This window comes from Caulobacter flavus, from assembly GCF_003722335.1.
GTDB lineage: Bacteria > Pseudomonadota > Alphaproteobacteria > Caulobacterales > Caulobacteraceae > Caulobacter > Caulobacter flavus.
In genome coordinates this window covers 2,795,380-2,814,635 of sequence record NZ_CP026100.1, presented here as the reverse complement: position 1 = coordinate 2,814,635, position 19,256 = coordinate 2,795,380, and the positions used below count along the sequence as shown (strand labels likewise).

Genomic DNA, 19,256 nt, shown 5'->3' with positions numbered 1-19,256 from the left:
TCTGGCGACGGCCGTTGGAAGCGACGATGAACCACGTTTACGTGCGTGGAAAGATTGACCCGGCGTCAAGAATTTCAGGTTCTTATGACCGGCGAGCATTTGCAGCCGAGTTCTGAGAGTTCCATGGCCAAGACCGTCTACCAGCGGAACCAGAAGGTTTGGGTCGAGAGCGTCGGCGCCTGGGCGACGATCGAAAAGATCGTGCCCATCTGGGCCAAGGGCTTCGACGAGCCGGTTCGGGTGACCTACGACGTGGGCCTGGGCCGCGAGTTCCTGGCCCACGAGCTGAAGCCGGAAGACCGGATGGACCCGCAGGAGGGCGGCGCTCTGTCCAACTGGCGGATCCTGCGGGCCCGCAACAAGTGGCAGCAGGAGAGCGACTGCCTGCACCATCCCTTCCCCGGCACCTATCCGGTGGTGGTCACCGATCCCAACGACTGGGGCGGCTGGCGCACGCCGGGGGCCGAGTACGACCGAGACCCGCGCAAGATCGAGTTCCAGGCCAAGCTGATCGCGGCCTCGCCGCGCCTGCACGCCCTGGCCCGCGAGATCATGACGCTGGTCGGCGACCATCCCGAGGACGCCCCGCCCGCCCTGCTGGCCCTGGCCCAGAAGGCCGCCGCCATCGAACGCGAGCTGCACGAGACGCCCGCGGCCGCAGGGACGGTGGAGGGGTAGGCTCTTCTCCCTTCCCCCTCGATGGGGGAAGGGTTGGGGATGGGGGTGACGTGCTGAGCCGAGGGCAGTGCGCGGCCTCCGCCACCGTAACCACCCCCACCCCTGCCCCTCCCCCATCAAGGGGGAGGGATTGTTCCAGGATCAGAACCGCCGGCCGACGCCCACCGACACCACCGTCGGGTCCAGGTTCACCTTCGACTTCAGCGCCCCGCCGTTGATCTTGGCATCGGTCTCGAACCATACTTTCTTGACGTCGACATTGACGACGTAGGGGCCCTTGACGGCGATGTCGGCGCCGGCCTGCAGGGCGTAGCCGAAGCCGTCGTCGAGATCGACGGTGAAGCCGTTCCTGTCCTTGCCCGAATAGAACAGCATGTAGTTCAGCCCCGCGCCCACATAGGGGTTGAAGCGGGCCTTGGGCGCGAAGTGGTACTGGACCGAGACCACCGGCGGCAGCACCCAGGTCTTGTGCACGACGACGTCGGTTCCCGGCCCGACGGCCTTGACCGTGTGCTGGGTCGTGCCGGCGATCACTTCGAGCGCCAGCTTGTCGGTGACAAAGTAGGAGACTCCCAGGGTCGGCCTGACGTCGTCCTTGACGTCGGCCCTCAGACCCGTAGCGGCGCCCGCCGAGGTGACGATCGGGTCGCCGGCGTCGGGCGACACGCTGGTGGCGCGCAGGTTGACCTGCCAGGTCCCCTTGGCCGCGGGCGTGAAGGCCTCCTGGGCGTGAGCGCCCGTGGCGGCGGCAAGCGTCAGGCCGGCGATGAGGGCGAGGCGGCGGGCGGTCATGTCTTATCCCCTTGGATCGGCGACGCGTCGAGGCGTCGAAGGGGTGATGCGCCCGCTCGCGCACCGTCACATTGATCCGCCTCAAGCCCGCGAGAAGCGGCCTTCCTTCCAGGCGCGCCAGGCCAGCCAGGCGACGGCCAGGGCGCACCCCGCCAGCAACGGAATCGAGCTTTCCGGACCGCCCGTCCCCCGCAACCAGGCGATCAGCGCCCCTCGCCCGGGCTCGTAGATGAAGGCTTCGGTGGAGTCGTAGCCGCAATCCAGCGCATAGCCGCCGATGACCGCGCCGGTCAGCGCGCCCCATCCCGTCGCCAGGCCAAGCCCCAGCCACAACCGCTGGCGGCGCAGCCACACGAGGCCCAGGATCGCCCCGCCCAGCGCCGCATTCACGCGATGGGTCGGCGGCAGCGCCCACTCGGGTGATACGAGCCAGGAGGCGACCAGGGCCGCGAGCGCTACGCCCGCGACCGGCCCCAGCGCCCGCGCACCCAGCCGAGCGGTCCCGCCCTGCACGACCAGACCCAGCAGCAGGCCGGCGAACGCCCCTTCGGACAGACCGCTCGCCAGCGCCCAGCGCCAGTCGACCAGGGGCGGCGGCCGCCAGACCACGGCGCCGCTCACCGTGAGCACGCCCATCAGCAGGCCGAAGGCGAGCGCGGCCACAACGATTCCGAGACCCAGTTCGCGGACAGCGGAAACCCGCGCCAGCTCGGACGGCCAGCGCCTTTCGGCCAGCCGGACCAGCAACACGTAGCTCCCGAGCGCGGCAACGGTCGCCGCCAAGGCGGCAAGGGGCGTCTCGACCAGGGGAACGTCGAACCAGCCCCCGGGCCTGGCAAGTTCGGCGACGTAACCGCCGACCACATGTCCGGCCGCCAGCACGGCGATTCCCACCACGCAGGGCGCCAGCGTCAGGATCGTCGCCCAGACCAGGATGACCACCCGACGGCCAGCCGAAACAAGGCCGCCGCGTTCGGCGAGGGTCTCGGACATGGCGGTGCCTCCGGTTGAGCTTCGAAACCTAGCCGATAAATCGACAAGTCGCGCAACCGTCGGCCTCGCCGCCGCGCGGGCGGGCGACTACATTGGTCGGATGCGCACCGAAACGCCCCAGCCGATCCGGCTTTCCGACTATCGCCCGTTCCCGTTCGAGATCGAGACGACCCAGCTGTCGTTCCAGCTGGCGGCGTCCGCCACGCGGGTGACGGCCACGCTGAAGGTGCGCCGCACGGGCGCGGCCGGCGAGCCGCTGGCGCTGAACGGCGAGCGGCTGGCGCTGAAGTCGATCGCGATCGACGGCCAGGCCCTGGGCGCCAACCAGTACGCGCTGGACGACGAGCGCCTGGTGATCGCCGAGGTCCCCGACGCCTTCGAGCTGACCACCGAGGTCGAGATCGATCCGTCGGCCAACAAGGCGCTGATGGGCCTCTACATGTCGGGCGGCCGGTTCTGCACCCAGTGCGAGGCCGAGGGCTTCCGCACCATCACCTTCTTCCCCGACCGACCCGACGTGCTGAGCCGCTACACCGTGCGGATCGAGGCCGACCAGGCGTTCGAGCATCTGCTGAGCAACGGCAACCTGATGGAGGCCGGCCAACTTCCCGGCGGCCGCCACTTCGCCGTCTGGAACGACCCTTTCCCCAAGCCGGCCTACCTGTTCGCCCTGGTCGCCGGGCGGCTGGACGTGCTGGAAGACAGCTTCGTCACCATGAGCGGCCGCACCGTGGCGCTGAAGGTGTTCGTCGATCCGGGCCAGGCTTCGCGCGCGGCCTACGCCCTGGACGCGCTGAAGCGGTCGATGAAGTGGGACGAGGAGGCCTTCGGTCGCGAGTACGATCTCGACCTGTTCATGATCGTGGCCGTGCGCGACTTCAACTTCGGGGCCATGGAGAACAAGGGGCTGAACATCTTCAACAGCTCGCTCCTGCTGGCCGAGCCGGAGACGGCGACCGACTTCGACTACGAGCGCATCGAGAGCGTCGTCGCCCACGAGTACTTCCACAACTGGACCGGCAACCGCATCACCTGCCGCGACTGGTTCCAGCTGTGCCTGAAGGAGGGCCTGACGGTCTTCCGTGACCAGAGCTTTTCCGCCGACATGCGCGGCGCGGCCGTGCAGCGGATCAAGGACGTGAAAGCCCTGCGCGCCCGACAGTTCGCCGAGGACGCCGGTCCCCTGGCTCACGCCGTGCGGCCGTCGAGCTATCTGAAGATCGACAACTTCTACACCGCGACCATCTACGAGAAGGGCGCGGAGATCATCCGCATGCTGAAGACCATCCTGGGCGCCGACGCGTTCCGGACGGGCCTTGATCTCTATTTCGCGCGCCACGACGGCGAGGCCACGACGGTCGAGGCCTTCATCGCCTGCTTCGCCGAGGCTTCGGGCCGGGACCTGACCGCGTTCTTCGCCTGGTACGAGCAGGCCGGCACGCCCTCGGTGTCGCTGACCCACGTCTATGACGCCGCCGCCGAGACGCTGTCGATCACCCTGGCCCAGAAGACCGCCCCCACCAGCGGCCAACCGGTGAAGAAGGCGCTGCCGATCCCGGTGACCATCGGCCTGCTGGCCCAGGACGGCCGCGCCCTGCGCGACAGCGAGGTCGTGCTGCTGGAAGGCGAGAGCCTGACCGTGCGCTGGGAAGGCGTGGAGGAAGCGCCGGTGATCTCGGCCCTGCGCGGCTTCTCGGCCCCGGTGACCCTGACCACCGACGCGCGTCCGGCCGACGCCTATGTGCTGTTCGCCGCCGATCCGGACCTCTTCAACCGCTGGGAAGCCGGCCAGGGCCTGGCCCGCGGCCTGATCCTGGCCCGCGCCGCCGGCGCGCCCGACGAGGTCGGCGAGGAGCGCTACGCCCAGGCCTTGGGCCAGGCGCTGGACGATCCGGCCGCCGATCCGGCCTTCAAGGCTCTGTTGCTGGCCTTGCCCAGCGAAGGCGACCTGGCCCTGGCCGTCGATCCGGTGGACCCGGCGGCGATCCACGAGGCCCGCGACGCCCTGCGCGCCCGCATCGCGGTGCATCTGGGCGAGCAGCTGTCGCGCATCCACGGGGCCATGCAGGGCGACGGCGAGTTCTCGCCCGACGCGGCCTCGGCAGGGCGCCGCGCGTTGCGCAACGCCTGCGTCGACCTGCTGGCCGCCGATCCGCACGCCGAGAACGTCCAGCGCATCGTCGGCCACTTCGAGGCGGCTTCGGCGCTGACCGACGCCATGGGGGGCCTGTCGGCCCTGCTGGCCGTGGGCGGCGAGCCCTGCGAGACGGCGCTGGCGGCCTTCCACGCCAAGTGGCGGCACGAGCCGCTGGTGCTGGACAAGTGGTTCTCGGTCCAGGCGCGCGATCCGTCCGACGACGCGCTGAAGCGGGTCCTGGCCCTGACCCGCCACGCCGACTTCGACGCCGGCAATCCCAACCGCTTCCGCGCCCTGGTGCAGGGCTTCGCCAGCGCCAATCCCGCGCGGTTCCACGATCCCAGCGGCGCGGGCTATCGCTTCCTGGCCGACCAGATCCTGGCCGTGGACGGCTTCAACCCGATGACCGCCGCCCGCCTGGTCGAGCCCCTGGGCGGCTGGCGGCGCTACGTTCCGGCGCTGGGCGACCTGATGCGCCGCGAGCTCGAGCGGGTGAAGGCCGCGCCAGGCCTGTCCAAGAACGTGCTGGAGCTGGCGAGCCGGGCGCTGGACTAAGCCGCCTCCGGCGGCCCCCTCAGTCGCTCCGCGACAGCTCCCCCCCCAAAGGGGGAGCATCCATCTAGCGCCGGCGCTTCCAAATCCTCCACCACTGGGGGAGGTGGCCCGGAGGGCCGGAGGGGGTCTTGCCGCACGAGCCTGGGGTGATTCCTCCGCGCAACGGTTGCGACCAAAGCGCTCATCCCCCGCTTATTCGCGCCTCCCCCGGGTGACGGCGGCCGAACGGGTACGGTAGATTCACCATAGTCGGCGAACTGACTCGCCGCCTGTCTTGAAAATCGAGCCTGTTCTTTCGGACGGGCTCCGGGGTGCTGGAGCTTCAAGCGTTGCGGATTGGCGGGGCGAAACCCGGAAGACCGGCCAGGGCCGGGCTTTCGGCTGCGGGCGTGGCCCGCATGCGCGCCGCCCGCTCGTCGCAGGCCTATGTCCGCATCGTGATTCTGGCCGCGCTGCTGCTGCTGGCCGTCTACACCGCCCTTGGCCTGCATAGCCTGCAGAAGGAAGCCTCGGCCCCGCCGGGCGGCGCCGCCCTCGCCGCCGAGGCGCAGATCCTGGCCGGCAAGGTCGAGACCAACCTGGCGGCCCAGCGCGCGGGCCTGTCGGCCGCCGCCGACCTGCTCGAGCGCGACCCGACCTCGGCCATGGACTCGGCCGAAACCGCCCTGCGCGCCGCCGGGGGCGAGGCCATGGCCGTCGCCGTCGCCACCAACGCCGAGGTGCTGGCCGTCGCCGGCCGCGATCCGTCCGCCGACTGGCGCCAGGCCGCGCGCGCCGCCGCCGCTTCCGGCCGCAGCGTCTGGGTCGGGGGCGTCGGCCGCAGCGGCCGCCTCTATGTCGCCATGGCCGCCCAGACCAGCGCCGGCCGGGGCTACGTCATCGCCGCTGGCGATCCGTCGCGCCTGCTGGGCCAGCCGCCCAAGGAGCGTTCGGTGGCGCTGTTCCTCGCCGACGGCGGCCTGCTGGTCGGCGTCGGCCGCGCCGTGCAGGGCGCCGCCAGCCTCAGCCAGGCCTACGCCCTTTCCGTCGAGGACCTGCAGGGCGGCGCGGCCGCCCTCACCGGCCGGGGCGTCGACGGCTCCAGCCTCGACGTCTCCTTCGAGCCCCTGGCCCAGGGCGCCCTGATCGCCGCCGTCAGCACCCCCAGCCACACCGTCGCCAATGTCGACCGCCGCCTGATGGAAGGCGCGCTGACCCTGCTGATCCCGCTGGCCGCCGGCATCGCCCTGGCCCTGATCCTGATGCTGCAGAGCCGCCGGGCCGAAAGCGCCCAGCGCGAGTTCATCGACAGCGAGCAGCGCTTCCGCCTGGCCGTCGAGGCCGCCCGCTGCGGCATCTGGGAATGGGACCTGCGTTCGGACGAGGTCTACATGTCCGACGTCACCGGCGCGATGTTCGGCTGGGGCGGCGGCGGCGTGGCCCCCGGCCAGGACCTCGTCGAGCGGATCTCGGCCGACCATCGCGACCGCGTGCGCCAGGCGCTGGCCAACGCCGCCCAGTTCGGCGCCTTCGACGTGTCGTTCCGCATCCCCGCCCGCGAGCACGGCGGCCGCTCGATCTGGGTCGACGCGCGCGGCCAGGGCTTCGGCAAGCCGGGCGAGGACGGCTATTCCCGCATCATCGGCGTGGCGCTGGACGTCACCGAGGAGCGCCTGGCCCAGGCTCGCGCGCAGGCCGCCGAGAACCGCCTGCGCGACGCCATCGAGAGCGTGTCGGAGGCCTTCGTGCTCTGGGACCGCCAGGGCCGCCTGCTGATGTGCAACCGGAACTACCGCAACGTCTTCTCGCTGGAGCCCAAGCTGCTCAAGCCCGGCGCGGCCCGCGCCGAGGTCAACCGCTTCGCGGCCCTGGCCATCCGCCAGGAGATCCCCGACCCGACCGGCGCCAAGGGCGTGCGCGAGGCCGAACTGAACGACGGCCGCTGGATCCAGATCAGCGAGCGGCGCACGGCCGAGGGCGGCCTCGTCATGACCGCCGCCGACATCACCGCCATCAAGACCCAGGAAGAGGCCCGCCGCCGCAACGAGGAGCAGTTGCAGAACGCCGTCGCCGGCCTGGAGCGCAGCCAGGAGCAGCTGGCCGAGCTGGCGCGCAAATACGAGATGGAGAAGGTCAAGGCCGAGGGCGCCAACAAGGCCAAGAGCGAGTTCCTGGCCAACATGTCCCACGAGCTGCGCACGCCGCTGAACGCCATCAACGGCTTCTCCGAGATCATGATGAACGAGATGTTCGGCCCGCTGGGCGACCAGCGCTACAAGGGCTACAGCCTCGACATCCACAATTCCGGCCAGCACCTGCTGGCCCTGATCAACGACATTCTCGACATGTCGAAGATCGAGGCCGGCAAGATGGCCCTGAAGTTCGAGCCCCTGCACCTGGAAGACGTCACCGAGGACGCCGTGCGCCTGGTGCGCAACCGCGCCGAGGCGGCGGGCCTGAAGCTCGAGGTCGACTTCCCGCCCCTGCCCGAGATCGAGGCCGACTACCGCGCCGTCAAGCAGGTGCTGCTGAACCTACTGAGCAACGCCATCAAGTTCACCCCCCGCCAGGGCCGCGTCACCGTCCGCGCCGAGATCCGCCGCGATCCGCTGGGCGAACGCGTGAAGGTGTCGGTCACCGACACGGGCATCGGCATCGCCGCCGAGGACCTGGCCCGCCTGGCCCGCCCGTTCGAGCAGGTCGAGAGCCAGCACTCCAAGACCACCCAGGGCACCGGCCTTGGCCTGGCGCTGACCAAGTCGCTGGTCGAGATGCACGACGGCGCGCTGGAGATGGTCTCCACCCCCGGCGACGGCACGACGGTCAGTTTCACCTTGCCGATCAGCCAGAGCAGCCCGATGCAGGTCCGCGACTACGCGGTGGCGTAAGGCGGCGTTTTGGCGTCAAGCTTCCGGGACGAGCAATCCGGGGTTCAGACCATGTCGGCCATCGCGGGCGTTCCCGTCGCCTTCGTCCATGTCAGCGACCGCCAGCGCGCGCTCGACTTCTATGTCGGGACACTGGGCCTTTCCATGCGCGGTTCCGACCCGTTCGGCGACTTCCTGCTGGCGGGCGAGGCGCTGATCCGCCTGACCGCCCTTCCCGACTACAAGGCCGGCGCGCATCCGGTGTTCGGCTGGCACGTCGAGGACATCGAGGCCGGCGTGCGGGCGCTGACCGATCGCGGCGTGGTCTTCACGATCTATGAGGGCTTCGGCCAGGACGCCCTGGGGATCTGGACCGCCCCAGGCGGCGCGGCGAAGGTAGCCTGGTTCGCCGACCCGGACGGCAACGTGCTGAGCCTGTCGCAGGGCTGAGGGCCGCGCGCCTCAGTGCGCTGGCGCCGCGGCGTCCGGTTTATCATGCGCGCCCAGCCTGGCGACCAGGGCCGCGCCCGCTTCGTCCAGGCCGATGACGCTGACCGCCGCGCCCTGGCGGCGATAGCGCAGCACCACCTTGTCGAGCGCGCCGACGGCGGTGAGGTCCCACAGGCGCACCCCGGTCATGTCGATCTCGACGCTGGCGGGATGGCCATGGAACTCGAAGCCGGCGGCGAACAACTCGGCCGAGACGAAGAACAGCTGGCCTTCGACCAGATAGCGGCGGGCGGCCTCGGTGCTGCCTTCGCGCTCCTTCACCGCGATCATCTTGCCCACCTTGCGGGCGAAGAACAGCACGCTGAGCAGCACGCCCAGCACGACGCCCTTGGCCAGGTCGTGGGTGGCTAGCACGGTCACGGTGGTGGCCAGCATGACGATGGTCGACTGCAGGGGCGTCGAGCGCAGCTTGCGCACCGAGTTCCAGTCGAAGGTCGTGAACGAGACCATGATCATCACCGCCACGAGGGCGGCCATCGGGATGCGGGCCACCCAGTCGCGCAGGACCAGGATCAGGATCAGCAGGAAGAGGCCGGCCCAGAAGGTCGACAGGCGCGAGCGGCCGCCGGACTTCACGTTGATGATCGACTGGCCGATCAGCGCGCAGCCGGCCATGCCGCCCAGCAGCGGCGAGACGATGTTGGCGATGCCCTGGCCCCGGGTCTCGCGGTCCTTGTCGGACGGACTGTCGGTGAGGTCGTCGAGCAGGTTGGCGGTCAGCAGGCTTTCGAGCAGGCCGACGAAGGCCAGGGTCAGCGAGACCGGGGCGATGATCCTCAGGGTCTCGAACGTCAGGGGCACGGCCGGCAGGTGGAAGCCCGGCAGCGCGGTGGGCAGCTGGCCCATGTCGCCCACGGTGCGCACCGGCAGGTTCAGCGTGACGGCCACGGCGCTGAGCGCCAGGATCGCCACCAGCGAAGACGGGACGGCCTTCGTCAGGCGCGGGAAGAGATAGATGATCAGGAGGCCCGCCCCGACCAGGGCGAAGGTCTGCCAGTTTCCGCCGATCAGCTGGGGCATCTGGGCGGCGAAGATCAGGATGGCCAGCGAGTTGACGAAGCCGCTCATCACCGAGCGCGAGACGAACTTCACGTAGCGCCCCAGCCGCAGCATGCCGATGACGATCTGGATCACGCCGGTCAGCAGGCTGGCTGCGAACAGGTACTCGATCCCGTGATCGCGCACGAGGCCGCCCATCAGCAGCGACATGGCCCCGGTGGCGGCCGAGATCATCGCCGGCCGGCCGCCGACGAAGGCGATGGTCATGGCGATGACGAACGAGGCGTAGAGCGTCACGGCGGGGTCGACGCCGGCGATGAAGGCGAAGGCCAGTGCCTCGGGGATCAGGGCCAGGGCGACGACCGTGCCGGCCAGCAGATCGCGGCCAGGATTGGCGAGCCATTGCTGGCGCGTCTTGGCGAGGAAGCTCATGGGACGTGTCTTGCGTGGTGCGGGTTTCCCGGGGGATCGGCGCCCGGGGTAGCCATCCGGCCAGGCCGGATCCGTTGTGCCGCCCGCTGATGCCGCATCCGGGCCTCTGGGGCAAGCGCCCCCGCCCGCGAACTATTTTTGCCCGTCGGCTGGCCCAACTTGCGGTTTCGTGCTCCGCCTGCGTCAAGCTTAGGGGGCCGGCGAAAAAGCGCGCCCCGTTTGGTGGATGGGGAGTGCGATGACGCGACACGTAGCGATGGCCGGGGCCGCCCTGGCGCTGGTGATGACCCTTGGCGGGACCGCCGCCTATGCCGCCGGCGAGATCACCCCGCCCGCCAAGGCCTTCGCCCAGGATCCGGGCAGCGACTACTTCCTGGCCGACTACACCGCCTACGAGGCCTATCTGAAGACCCTGGCCGGGCAGTCCGACCGCATGAAGCTGGTGGACATCGGCAAGTCCGAGGAAGGCCGCACCCAGTGGGTGGCCATCGTTTCCTCGCCCGCCAACCTCGCCAAGCTGGACGAGTACAAGGCCGTCGCCCGCAAGCTGGCCAAGGGCGAAGTGAGCAAGGAAGAGGCCGAGAAGCTGGCCACGACCGGCAAGGCCGTGGTCTGGATCGACGCGGGCATGCACGCCACCGAGACGGTGACCTCGCAGGGTCAGATCCAGGTGCTCTACCGGATGCTGACCAAGACCGATCCCGAGACGATGCGCATCCTCGACGACGTCATCGTGCTGTTCGGCCACGATAACCCCGATGGCATGGAGCTGGTCTCGGACTGGTACATGCGCAACCAGGATCCGCAGAAGCGCGAGTACAACTCGATCCCGCGCCTCTACCAGAAGTACGTCGGCCACGATAACAACCGCGACAGCTTCATGTCGCAGATGTCGGAAACCACCAACGTCAACAAGGTGCTGTTCCGCGAGTGGTATCCGCAGATCATCTACAACCAGCACCAGCCGGCCCCGAACGGCATGGTGGTGTTCGTTCCGCCGTTCCGCGACCCGTTCAACTACAACTACGACCCGCTGGTCATGACCTCGCTGCAGGAAGTCGGCATGGCCATGCACAGCCGCCTGGTGGCCGAGGACAAGCCGGGCTCGGGGGCCCGCAGCGCCGCCCCCTATTCGACCTGGCACAACGGCATGGAACGCTCCATCGCCTATTTCCACAACGCCGTGGGCCTGCTGACCGAGATCACCGGCTCGCCGACGCCGATGCCGCTGAACCTGGTGCCGGACGTGCAACTGCCCAACGGCGATCGCCCGATGCCGGCGCCGCCGCAGACCTGGCATCTGGCCCAGACGGTCGAGTACCAGTGGAGCCTGGACCGGGCGGTGATGGACTACGCCTCGCGCAACCGCGAGCGCATGCTGTTCAACATCTGGAAGATGGCCAGCAACTCGATCGCCAAGGGCAGCAAGGACAGCTGGACGATCACGCCCACCGAGATCGACGACCTGAAGGCCGCCGGCGCCAAGGTGAAGTTCGAGGGCCGCGTCACCGGTTCGCCGACCTCGGCCTCGGTGGATCCGTCGCTCTACAAGACCATCCTGCAGGCCCCGGAGAAGCGTGACCCGCGCGGCTACATCCTGACCGCCGACCAGGCCGACAAGCCGACGGTGGTGGCGTTCCTGAACGCCCTGATCAAGGCCGGCGTCGACGTGGACGAGGCGACCAAGCCGTTCACCGTGGCCGGCAAGACCTATGCGGCGGGCTCCTATGTGGTGAAGACCGCCCAGGCCTATCGCCCGCACATCCTCGACATGTTCGAGCCGCAGGACCACCCGCACGACGCCGAGTATCCGGGCGGTCCGCCCAAGGCGCCCTACGACGTCACCGGCTACACCCTGGCCTACCAGACGGGCGTGAAGTTCGACCGCATCCTCGACGGCTTCGACGGGCCGTTCCAGCGCGTGCCCGACCTGATCGCCGTCAAGCCGGGCGCCGTGAAGGGCTCGGGCAAGGCCGGCTGGCTGATCGACCACGCCCCCAACAACGCCTTCACCCTGACCAACCGCCTGCTGAAGGCCGGCGCCCAGGTCTCGTGGCTGAAGGACGGCGCCAAGGCCGGCAAGCAGAGCTTCGCGGCCGGGGCCATCTGGGTCCCCTACTCGTCCGCCGCCGCCGGCGTGATCGACGCCGGCGTCAAGGAACTGGGCATCGACGCCTGGGCCGTCGGTTCGAAGCCGGGCGGCTCGGCCCTGCCGCTGAAGCCGATCCGCGTTGGCCTCGTCGACGTCTATGGCGGCTCGATGCCCTCGGGCTGGAACCGCTGGATGTTCGAGAAGTTCGAGGCGCCGTTCCAGGTGGTCTACCCGCAGCGCCTGGACGCCGGCGACCTGGCCAAGGACTTCGACGTCCTGGTGTTCGCCGACGGCGTGGTGCCCGCCCCCGCCGGCGGTCCGTTCCGCGCCGGCCGTGGCTATCCGCAGCCCAAGGCCGAGGAGATCCCGGCCGAGTTCCATCCGTGGCTGGGCACGGTGACCGACGAGACCACCATCCCGCAGCTCAAGGCCTTCGCCGAGAACGGCGGCACGGTGATCGCCATCGGCGCCTCCACGCGCCTGGCCACCGCCTTCGGCGCGCCGGTCGAGGTGGCCACGGCCAAGACCGAGAACGGCAAGCTGGTGGGCCTGTCGACCAAGGAGCTCTACATCCCCGGCTCGGTGCTGCGCGCCAAGGTCGACGTCACCCAGCCCCTGGCCTACGGCCTCCCGGCGGACGTCGACATCTTCTACGACCGCTCGCCGACCTTCACCCTGAAGTCGGACGCCAAGGGCGTGTCGAAGGTGTCGTGGTTCGACACCGACAAGCCGCTGCGCAGCGGCTGGGCGGTCGGTCAGGAGCGCCTGAAGGACACCACGGCGATCCTCGACGTGGACGTGGGCAAGGGCAAGCTGTTCGTCATGGGCCCGGAGATCACCCAGCGGGCGCAGTCGTACGGAACCTTCAAGTTCCTGTTCAACGGCATGCTGTATGGGCCGGCGGTGAGCGCGGGTAAGTAGAAATGGAAAAGCCCCGGTCCTACGACCGGGGCTTTTTCTTTGAGAAAGACCGCTTCGGGGCCCCCTCAGTCGCTCCGCGACAGCTCCCCCAAAGGGGGAGCATCTGGCGCTCGGCGTTTCTAGATCCTCCCCCTCTGGGGGAGGTGGCCCGGAGGGCCGGAGGGGGTCTCGCCGTGCTAGCGAATAACCCGCGCCCCGGCGCCCTTCACCAGCGCCTCGACCTCCTTGAGCCGCACCATCGAGGTGTCGCCCGGGGTGGTCATGGCCAGGGCCGCGTGGGCCGCGCCGTAGTCGACGGCGGCTTGCGGGCCCAGGTTCTCCATCAGCGCGTAGGCCAGGCCCGAGGCGAAGCCGTCGCCACCGCCGATGCGGTCGTAGATGGCTAGGCCGTCGCGCATCGGGGCCTCGTAGAAGGCTCCATTCGCCCACAGGATCGCGCCGAAGTCGTTGACGCTGGCCGAGCGCACCGCCCGCAGGGTGGTGGCCAGGACCTTGACGTTCGGGAAGGCCTTTACCGCCTGCGGGGCCAGGGTCTTGAAGTTGGCCGGGTCGGTGGGCGGCAGACCCTTGACTAGACCGTCGATCTCCATCCCCAGGCAGACCACGAAGTCATGATCGTTGCCGATCATCACGTCGGTCATGGCGGCGATCTTGCGGTTCAGGGCCTGGGCGGCGTCGAGGCCGCCGCGGTCCTTCCACAGCGAGGCGCGGTAGTTCTGGTCGAAGCTGACGATCACGCCGTGCTTCTTGGCCACTTCCAGGGCCTCCAGCACCACTTCGGCGGTGTTGCTGGCCAGAGCCGTGAACACGCCGCCGGTGTGGAACCAGCGCACGCCCTCCTCGCCGAACAGCCGCTCCCAATCGATCTCGCCGGGGCGCAGTTGCGAGGCGGCCGAGTTGGCGCGGTCGCTGACGCCCAGGGCCGGACGCACGCCGAAGCCGCGCTCGGTGAAGTTCAGGCCCACCCGGGTGTTGCGGCCCAGGCCGTCGAACTCGCGCCAGACCACGTGGGACATGTCCACGCCGCCCTGGCCGATCAGGTCCTGGACCAGCCAGCCCAGGTCGCTGTCGGGCAAGGCCGTGGCGACGGTGGCGCGCTTGCCCCAGCACTTGCTCATGCCGCGGGCGAAGTTGTATTCGCCGCCGCCTTCCCAGACCTGGAACTGGCGGGCGTTGCGCACCCGCCCGTCGCCGGGATCGAGCCTCAGCATCACCTCGCCGAGGGCCGCGCAGTCCCAGCGCGTCTCCGACGCCGGGCGAAGATTGAGAATCGGATCGCTCATCAGGCCTTGCCGCGCACCTTGGCGATCAGGTCGACCGTCTCGCGCACCTTCCTGGAGATGCCGGCGTAGTCCTTGGCGTCGAGGGCTTCCTGGGTGATCAGCTTGGAGCCCATGCCGGCGGCGACGATGCCCGCGCCGAACCACTTCTTGATCGAAGCCTCGTCCGGATCGACGCCGCCGGTCGGCATGATCTTGGTCCAGGGCATCGGGCCCATCACGGCCTTGATGAAGTCCGGGCCGCCGACCGACGAGCCGGGGAACACCTTGACGATCTCGCAGCCCAGTTCCTGGGCGTAGGAGATCTCGGTCGCCGAGCCGCAGCCGGGGCTGTAGGGGATCATGCGGCGGTTGCAGAGCTTGGCCACGTCGGCGTTGACGATCGGGCTGACCATGAACTTGGCGCCGTTGGCGATGTAGAGGCCGGCGGTCGGCGCATCGACGATCGAGCCGACGCCCATGATCACGCGCGGATCGGCCGAGGCGAAGTGCTTGGTGACTTCGTAGAAGACGTTGGCGGCGAAGTCGCCGCGGTTGGTGAACTCGATGCAGGGCGCGCCGCCGTCGGCGCAGGCCTGGATGACGTTCTTACAGATCTCGACGTCCGGGTGATAGAACACCGGCACCACGCCTTGGGTCTCAAGGGCCTGCAGCACCGCCATACGGTTCTTCAGCATTCTCGTACTCCTCCCGGAAAGGGCCGTTCTTGCGCGAGACGCCGCCTGGCGCGCCGCGCGTGGAAGATCTGTTCGGGCGATCCCTTAGCCCGCGCGCGCGACTTGCGCCACAGCGCGTGGCTGCCGTCGCGTCACTTTCCGCGAGCCCCCTGCTCCCGGCGAAATAAAGGGCGCCGAGCCAAAGCCCGACGCGCACCCCAAGGTAAAATGAAGGGCGTCGAGCTAAAGCTCGACGCCCTCGGAAAGTTTGCTCAGGAGCGAACTCAAAGAGCCGCAGGACGCCGGGCCGGGGGAGCCGACCCAAAACGTCATGACACCGGTATCAAGATGAGCTCGGCTCGTTTTGTCACCGGTGTCATAGATAGATAAGCGCAGTTTCGGCATTTGAGCAAGCCTGTAGAAAACGCAGGTTCGCGGGCGACGGATTTTTGACGGGCGCGCGGATTTTCCCACGCGCCCTGCCCTGTTCACGATCAGCCGGTGTTGCGCAGGCCGGCGGCGATGCCGGCCACGGTCAGCTGGATGGCCAGGCGCACGTCCTCGGCCTGCTCTCCGCCGCGACGGCGGGCCAGGAGCTCCAGCTGCAGGTGGTTGAGCGGGTCGACGGAATGGCCGGCCAGCGCCACCGACTCGGCCAGCTCGGGCTGGTTGTCGAGCAGGCTGGCGCCGCCGCGGATGGCCAGGGCGATGCTCTGGGCCGCGTCGTGCTCGCGCTTGATCGTGTCGAAGATCCGCTGGGCGTTATCCTGGTCGGGCGCCAGGGCGACGTAGCGGGCGGCGATGCCCATGTGGCTCTGGGCCAGGGCCAGTTCCATGTTCGACAGCAGCGAGGCGAAGAAGTCGAAGCCGCCGGCCAGGTCCTGCAGCTGGCCGGTCGACAGGTCGGCGCGCGCCACGCCCGAGGCGAAGCCGTACCAGCCCGGCAGCATGAAGCGGGCCTGCGACCAGCTGAACACCCACGGGATGGCGCGGAGATCCTCGATCTTGCGGCTGGCGGTGCGGCTGGCCGGGCGGCTGCCGATGTTCAGGCCGACGATCTCGCCGATCGGGGTGGCCGACCAGAAGAAGTCCTCGAACGCCGGGTCGTCATAGACCAGGGCGCGATACCCCTCGAACGAGGCCTGGGCCAGGGCGGTCATCGCCGCCTCGACCTTCGGGTCGGGACGATGAGTGTCGCGTTGGCTGGACTGCACCACGGCGGCGGCCAGACCGTCGAGATTGCGGCGAGCGGTGGGCTGGTCGCCGAAGCGGCGGGCGATCATCTCGCCCTGCTCGGTCATGCGGATGCGGCCCTGCACGGTGCCGGCCGGCTGGGCCAGCACGGCCTCGGCGGCCGGTCCCCCGCCCCGCCCGACGCTGCCGCCGCGGCCATGGAACAGCTGGATGCCGACGCCCATGCGGTCGGCCTCGAACGCCAGGGCCGAGGCCCCGCGCGCCACGCCGCGACGGGAGGCGACATAGCCGCCGTCCTTGTTGCTGTCGGAGTAGCCGAGCATGATCTCCTGCACCGGCCGGTCACCCAGGATGGTGCGGCTGATCGGCAGCTCCAGCCACTGGCGCAGCACGCGCGGACCGTTCTCCAGGTCCTCGATGGTCTCGAACAGCGGGGCGATCTTCAGCGACGAGCGCGGCGCCGCGCCGCCCCAGACCAGGCCGACCTGCTTGAGCAAAACGAGCGGCTCGAGGATGTCCGACAGGGTGGCCGACTTGGAGATGATGTAGGCGCCGATGCAGGCGTGGCCGTAGTCGCGCACGGCCTGGGCGGCCGCTTCCATCGTGGCCAGCTCCTTGGCCGTCTCCTCGCCATAGGCGGTGAACGGCGAGACGAGCGGCCGCTGATGCGACAGCTCCTCGATCAGCAGCTTGGAACGGGCTTCCTCGTCGAGGTCGAGATAGCGCACGCCCGAACCCGAGCGCTGGTACAGCTCGTGGATGGTGCGCTCGTGGACGTCGGCGTTCTGGCGCAGGTCCAGGCTCATCAGGTGGAAGCCGCAGGCCTTGGCGACCGCGACCAGGGTGCGCAGGGCCGAGCCGACCAGGCGTTCGCCGCCGCTGGCTTCCAGCGACTCGATAATGATCTGCAGGTCGGCGACGAAGGCGTCCGGATGGGCGTAGGGCTCCACGTCCGTGCGGCTGGTGGCGTAGGCCACCCACTGGCCGGTCAGCTTCTGCGACACGGCGGTGAGGCGGTCGAAGATCAGCTCCAGGGCCAGGCGATAGGGCTCGTCCAGGCGGTGCACCGACGGGTCCTTGGCCTGGGCGGCCAGGGCCAGCAGCTCGTCCGACACCGGGGTGTAGGCGGTCGAGACGGCGAGGTTCGACCACAGCTTGCGCACCTCGCCGGCGTACCAGTCGAGGATCACCCGCGACTGCGACGACAGGGCAAGCTTCAGGGTGTCGCCGTTGACGCCGGGGTGGCCGTCGCGGTCGCCGCCCAGCCACGAGCCCATCTTCAGCAGCGGCGCGATGTGGCCATGGCTGCCGATCTTGCCCGACCATTCCTCGTAGAGATCGACCATGGCCGGCAGGATCGAGGTGCGGACGATCGACAGGGCGTTGCGGATCTCGTCCTTCACGGTGATCCGCTCGGGGCGATACAGGCGCGTGCGCCACATCAGGGCGATCTCGCGGAACAGGCGCTCGCGGATGTCGGCTTCCAGATCGGCCGGCAGGTGATGGCGGCGCAGGCTCATCAGGCGCGAGATCTCGGTCTCGCGGTCGACCATGCTGCGGCGGCGCACTTCGGTGGGGTGGGCGGTCAGCACCGGCACCACGTTCATGGCCGCGAAGATCTTGGCGAGATCCGCGTCGGTCTTGCCCGAGGCCTTCAGGGCCGTGACGGCGTCGACCAGGGTGCGGGCGCGCTCGTCGCCCGGACGAGCGTCGGCCTCGGCATGGCGGCGGCGGCCGGCGACGTCCTCGCCGATGTTTGCCAGCAGCGAGTGGCTGGCGAAGGCGCGCGCCAGGAACACGGCCTGGTCGTTGGAGAGGTCTGCGAACAGGTGGTCCAGCCCCGGGGCCTCGCCCTCCTCGGTCTCGTGCGCGGCGGCCTTGCGCGCCTTGCTGACCAGGCCGGCGGCCTCCTCCCCTTCCAGATAGCCGATGGCCTCGATCAGCAGATCGCCAAGCAGGTTGGCGTTCTGCCGGACATCACGGCTGGTGGGACGGCTGGCGCCGAGGGAGAGGGCCGAGTCGCGCATGCGCATGCTCCATCACCACCGCCAGGGAGAGCGGTGGACGTAGGGACTGTAAGAACTGATCTAACGGTTCTCGCGTTCAGCCCGGCCCGGTCGAACGCTTGAGCGTGACAGCCAAAAGTGTGAGCGGTTTTGGCGCCCGTCACGCTCCGACTATCAAGCAAGCGGGCTCTACAGCCCTTCTTCGCCTTGGGGAAGCAGGACCGTTCGATGGTTGCGCTACCATCGTTCAGCGGCGCGCTTTTTATGCGCGCGCTGGGCGAACAGGCACCCTCTCGAAACGAAAAATCCCCGCGAAGTCGCCTTCGCGGGGATCGAACGCTCGGCGGGCCCGAGGGCCCAAGACTTAGCGGGCCAGCCAGCCGCCATCGACCGGCAGGGTCACGCCCTGAACGTAGTCGGCGGCCGAAGAGGCCAGGAACACGGCGGCCCCGCCCAGGTCTTCCGGACGGCCCCAGCGGCCAGCCGGGATGCGGGCCAGGATCGAGGCGTTGCGGTCGGCGTCGGCGCGCAGGGCCTCGGTGTTGTTGGTGTCGAAATAGCCCGGCGCGATGGCGTTGACGTTGATGCCCTTGGTCGCCCACTCGTTGGCCAGGATCTTGGTCAGGCCGGCCAGGCCCGACTTGGCGGCCGTGTACGACGGCACGCGGATGCCGCCCTGGAACGACAGCAGGCTGGCGATGTTGATCACCTTGGCGCCGGTCCCTTGCGCCAGGGCCTGCTTGGCGAAGGCCTGGGTCAGGAAGAAGACGACCTTGAGGTTGGTGTCGATCACCGCGTCCCAGTCGGCTTCGGAGAATTCGATCGAGTCGGCGCGGCGGATGATGCCGGCGTTGTTGACCAGGATGTCGACCTTGCCGAAGGCGGCGACGGTTTCGTCGACCACGCGCTGCACGGGCTCGGTGGTCGAGAAGTCGGCCTTCACCGACAGGAACTTGCGGCCCAGCGCCTCGACGGCGGCCTTGGTCTCGGTCGGTTCGCTGCGGCCCGCCGCGGCGATGTCGGCGCCGGCCTGAGCGAGCGCGATGGCGATCCCCTGCCCGATGCCGGTGTTGGCGCCGGTGACGAGCGCGACCTTGCCTTCGAGGCTGAACGGATTGGCCATGGTGCTTAGTTTCCTGAATCCCAAAATGTCGTCATCCCGGAC

The 19,256-nt window shown here is 69.3% G+C and carries 12 protein-coding genes and 1 other annotated feature; of the genes, 5 read left to right on the top strand and 7 right to left on the bottom strand.

Translation table 11 applies throughout. The features are described 5' to 3' along the window. Nucleotides 1-123: 123 nt before the first annotated feature. Nucleotides 124-678 carry a hypothetical protein gene (locus C1707_RS12930; protein ID WP_101715161.1) on the top strand — a complete coding sequence of 185 codons (555 nt, stop codon included), beginning with the start codon at nucleotides 124-126 and terminating at the stop codon, nucleotides 676-678. Between the two features lie 141 nt (nucleotides 679-819). On the opposite strand, the gene C1707_RS12925 is transcribed toward C1707_RS12930, so the two are convergent. Next, nucleotides 820-1,470 (bottom strand): OmpW/AlkL family protein, encoded by a 651-nt coding sequence (locus tag C1707_RS12925; RefSeq protein ID WP_101715162.1) that lies wholly within the window; start codon nucleotides 1,468-1,470, stop codon nucleotides 820-822. 81 nt (nucleotides 1,471-1,551) lie between these two features. Then, nucleotides 1,552-2,463: a hypothetical protein gene (locus C1707_RS12920; RefSeq protein WP_101715163.1), complete on the bottom strand. Its 912-nt coding sequence runs from the start codon at nucleotides 2,461-2,463 to the stop codon at nucleotides 1,552-1,554. 100 nt (nucleotides 2,464-2,563) lie between these two features. Here C1707_RS12920 and pepN point away from each other — a divergent pair, with 100 nt between their 5' ends. The 3 genes from pepN to C1707_RS12905 all read left to right on the top strand — a co-directional run bounded on the left by pepN (nucleotide 2,564) and on the right by C1707_RS12905 (nucleotide 8,451). Further along, the gene (gene pepN, locus C1707_RS12915; protein ID WP_101715164.1) at nucleotides 2,564-5,155 is read left to right on the top strand and encodes an aminopeptidase N; all 2,592 of its coding nucleotides are present in this window, start codon (nucleotides 2,564-2,566) and stop codon (nucleotides 5,153-5,155) included. A gap of 398 nt (nucleotides 5,156-5,553) precedes the next feature. Beyond that, entirely contained in the window at nucleotides 5,554-8,022 is a 2,469-nt protein-coding gene (gene pleC, locus C1707_RS12910; protein WP_101715226.1) for a cell cycle histidine kinase PleC, read from the top strand. Between the two features lie 51 nt (nucleotides 8,023-8,073). Then, the gene (locus C1707_RS12905) at nucleotides 8,074-8,451 is read left to right on the top strand and encodes a VOC family protein (protein WP_101715165.1); all 378 of its coding nucleotides are present in this window, start codon (nucleotides 8,074-8,076) and stop codon (nucleotides 8,449-8,451) included. A 12-nt stretch (nucleotides 8,452-8,463) separates the two neighbouring features. Here the strand turns inward: C1707_RS12905 and C1707_RS12900 are convergent, their stop codons facing one another. Further along, nucleotides 8,464-9,942, bottom strand: a complete 1,479-nt coding sequence (locus C1707_RS12900) for a SulP family inorganic anion transporter (RefSeq protein WP_101715166.1) — start codon at nucleotides 9,940-9,942, stop codon at nucleotides 8,464-8,466. A gap of 22 nt (nucleotides 9,943-9,964) precedes the next feature. Next, nucleotides 9,965-10,018 (bottom strand) — a sequence feature (sul1 is cis-regulatory element that is thought to sense ions involved in sulfur or methionine metabolism; They are found in Alphaproteobacteria). A 150-nt stretch (nucleotides 10,019-10,168) separates the two neighbouring features. Here C1707_RS12900 and C1707_RS12895 point away from each other — a divergent pair. Beyond that, nucleotides 10,169-12,955 (top strand): M14 metallopeptidase family protein, encoded by a 2,787-nt coding sequence (locus tag C1707_RS12895; protein ID WP_240633933.1) that lies wholly within the window; start codon nucleotides 10,169-10,171, stop codon nucleotides 12,953-12,955. 176 nt (nucleotides 12,956-13,131) lie between these two features. Here C1707_RS12895 and C1707_RS12890 read toward each other — a convergent pair whose 3' ends face one another. The 4 genes from C1707_RS12890 to kduD all read right to left on the bottom strand — a co-directional run bounded on the left by C1707_RS12890 (nucleotide 13,132) and on the right by kduD (nucleotide 19,214). Next, nucleotides 13,132-14,238: a sugar kinase gene (locus tag C1707_RS12890; RefSeq protein ID WP_101715168.1), complete on the bottom strand. Its 1,107-nt coding sequence runs from the start codon at nucleotides 14,236-14,238 to the stop codon at nucleotides 13,132-13,134. Further along, nucleotides 14,238-14,912, bottom strand: coding sequence for a bifunctional 4-hydroxy-2-oxoglutarate aldolase/2-dehydro-3-deoxy-phosphogluconate aldolase (locus C1707_RS12885; RefSeq protein WP_101715169.1), 675 nt, complete (start codon nucleotides 14,910-14,912; stop codon nucleotides 14,238-14,240). The genes C1707_RS12890 and C1707_RS12885 overlap by 1 nt, the downstream gene beginning before the upstream one ends. 473 nt (nucleotides 14,913-15,385) lie before the next feature. Then, nucleotides 15,386-18,112 carry a phosphoenolpyruvate carboxylase gene (gene ppc / locus C1707_RS12880; protein ID WP_101715170.1) on the bottom strand — a complete coding sequence of 909 codons (2,727 nt, stop codon included), beginning with the start codon at nucleotides 18,110-18,112 and terminating at the stop codon, nucleotides 15,386-15,388. Nucleotides 18,113-18,455: 343 nt separating this feature from the next. After that, complete coding sequence (gene kduD / locus C1707_RS12875; protein ID WP_101715171.1) at nucleotides 18,456-19,214, bottom strand: 2-dehydro-3-deoxy-D-gluconate 5-dehydrogenase KduD; 759 nt, start codon at nucleotides 19,212-19,214, stop codon at nucleotides 18,456-18,458. Between the last annotated feature and the right edge of the window lie 42 nt (nucleotides 19,215-19,256).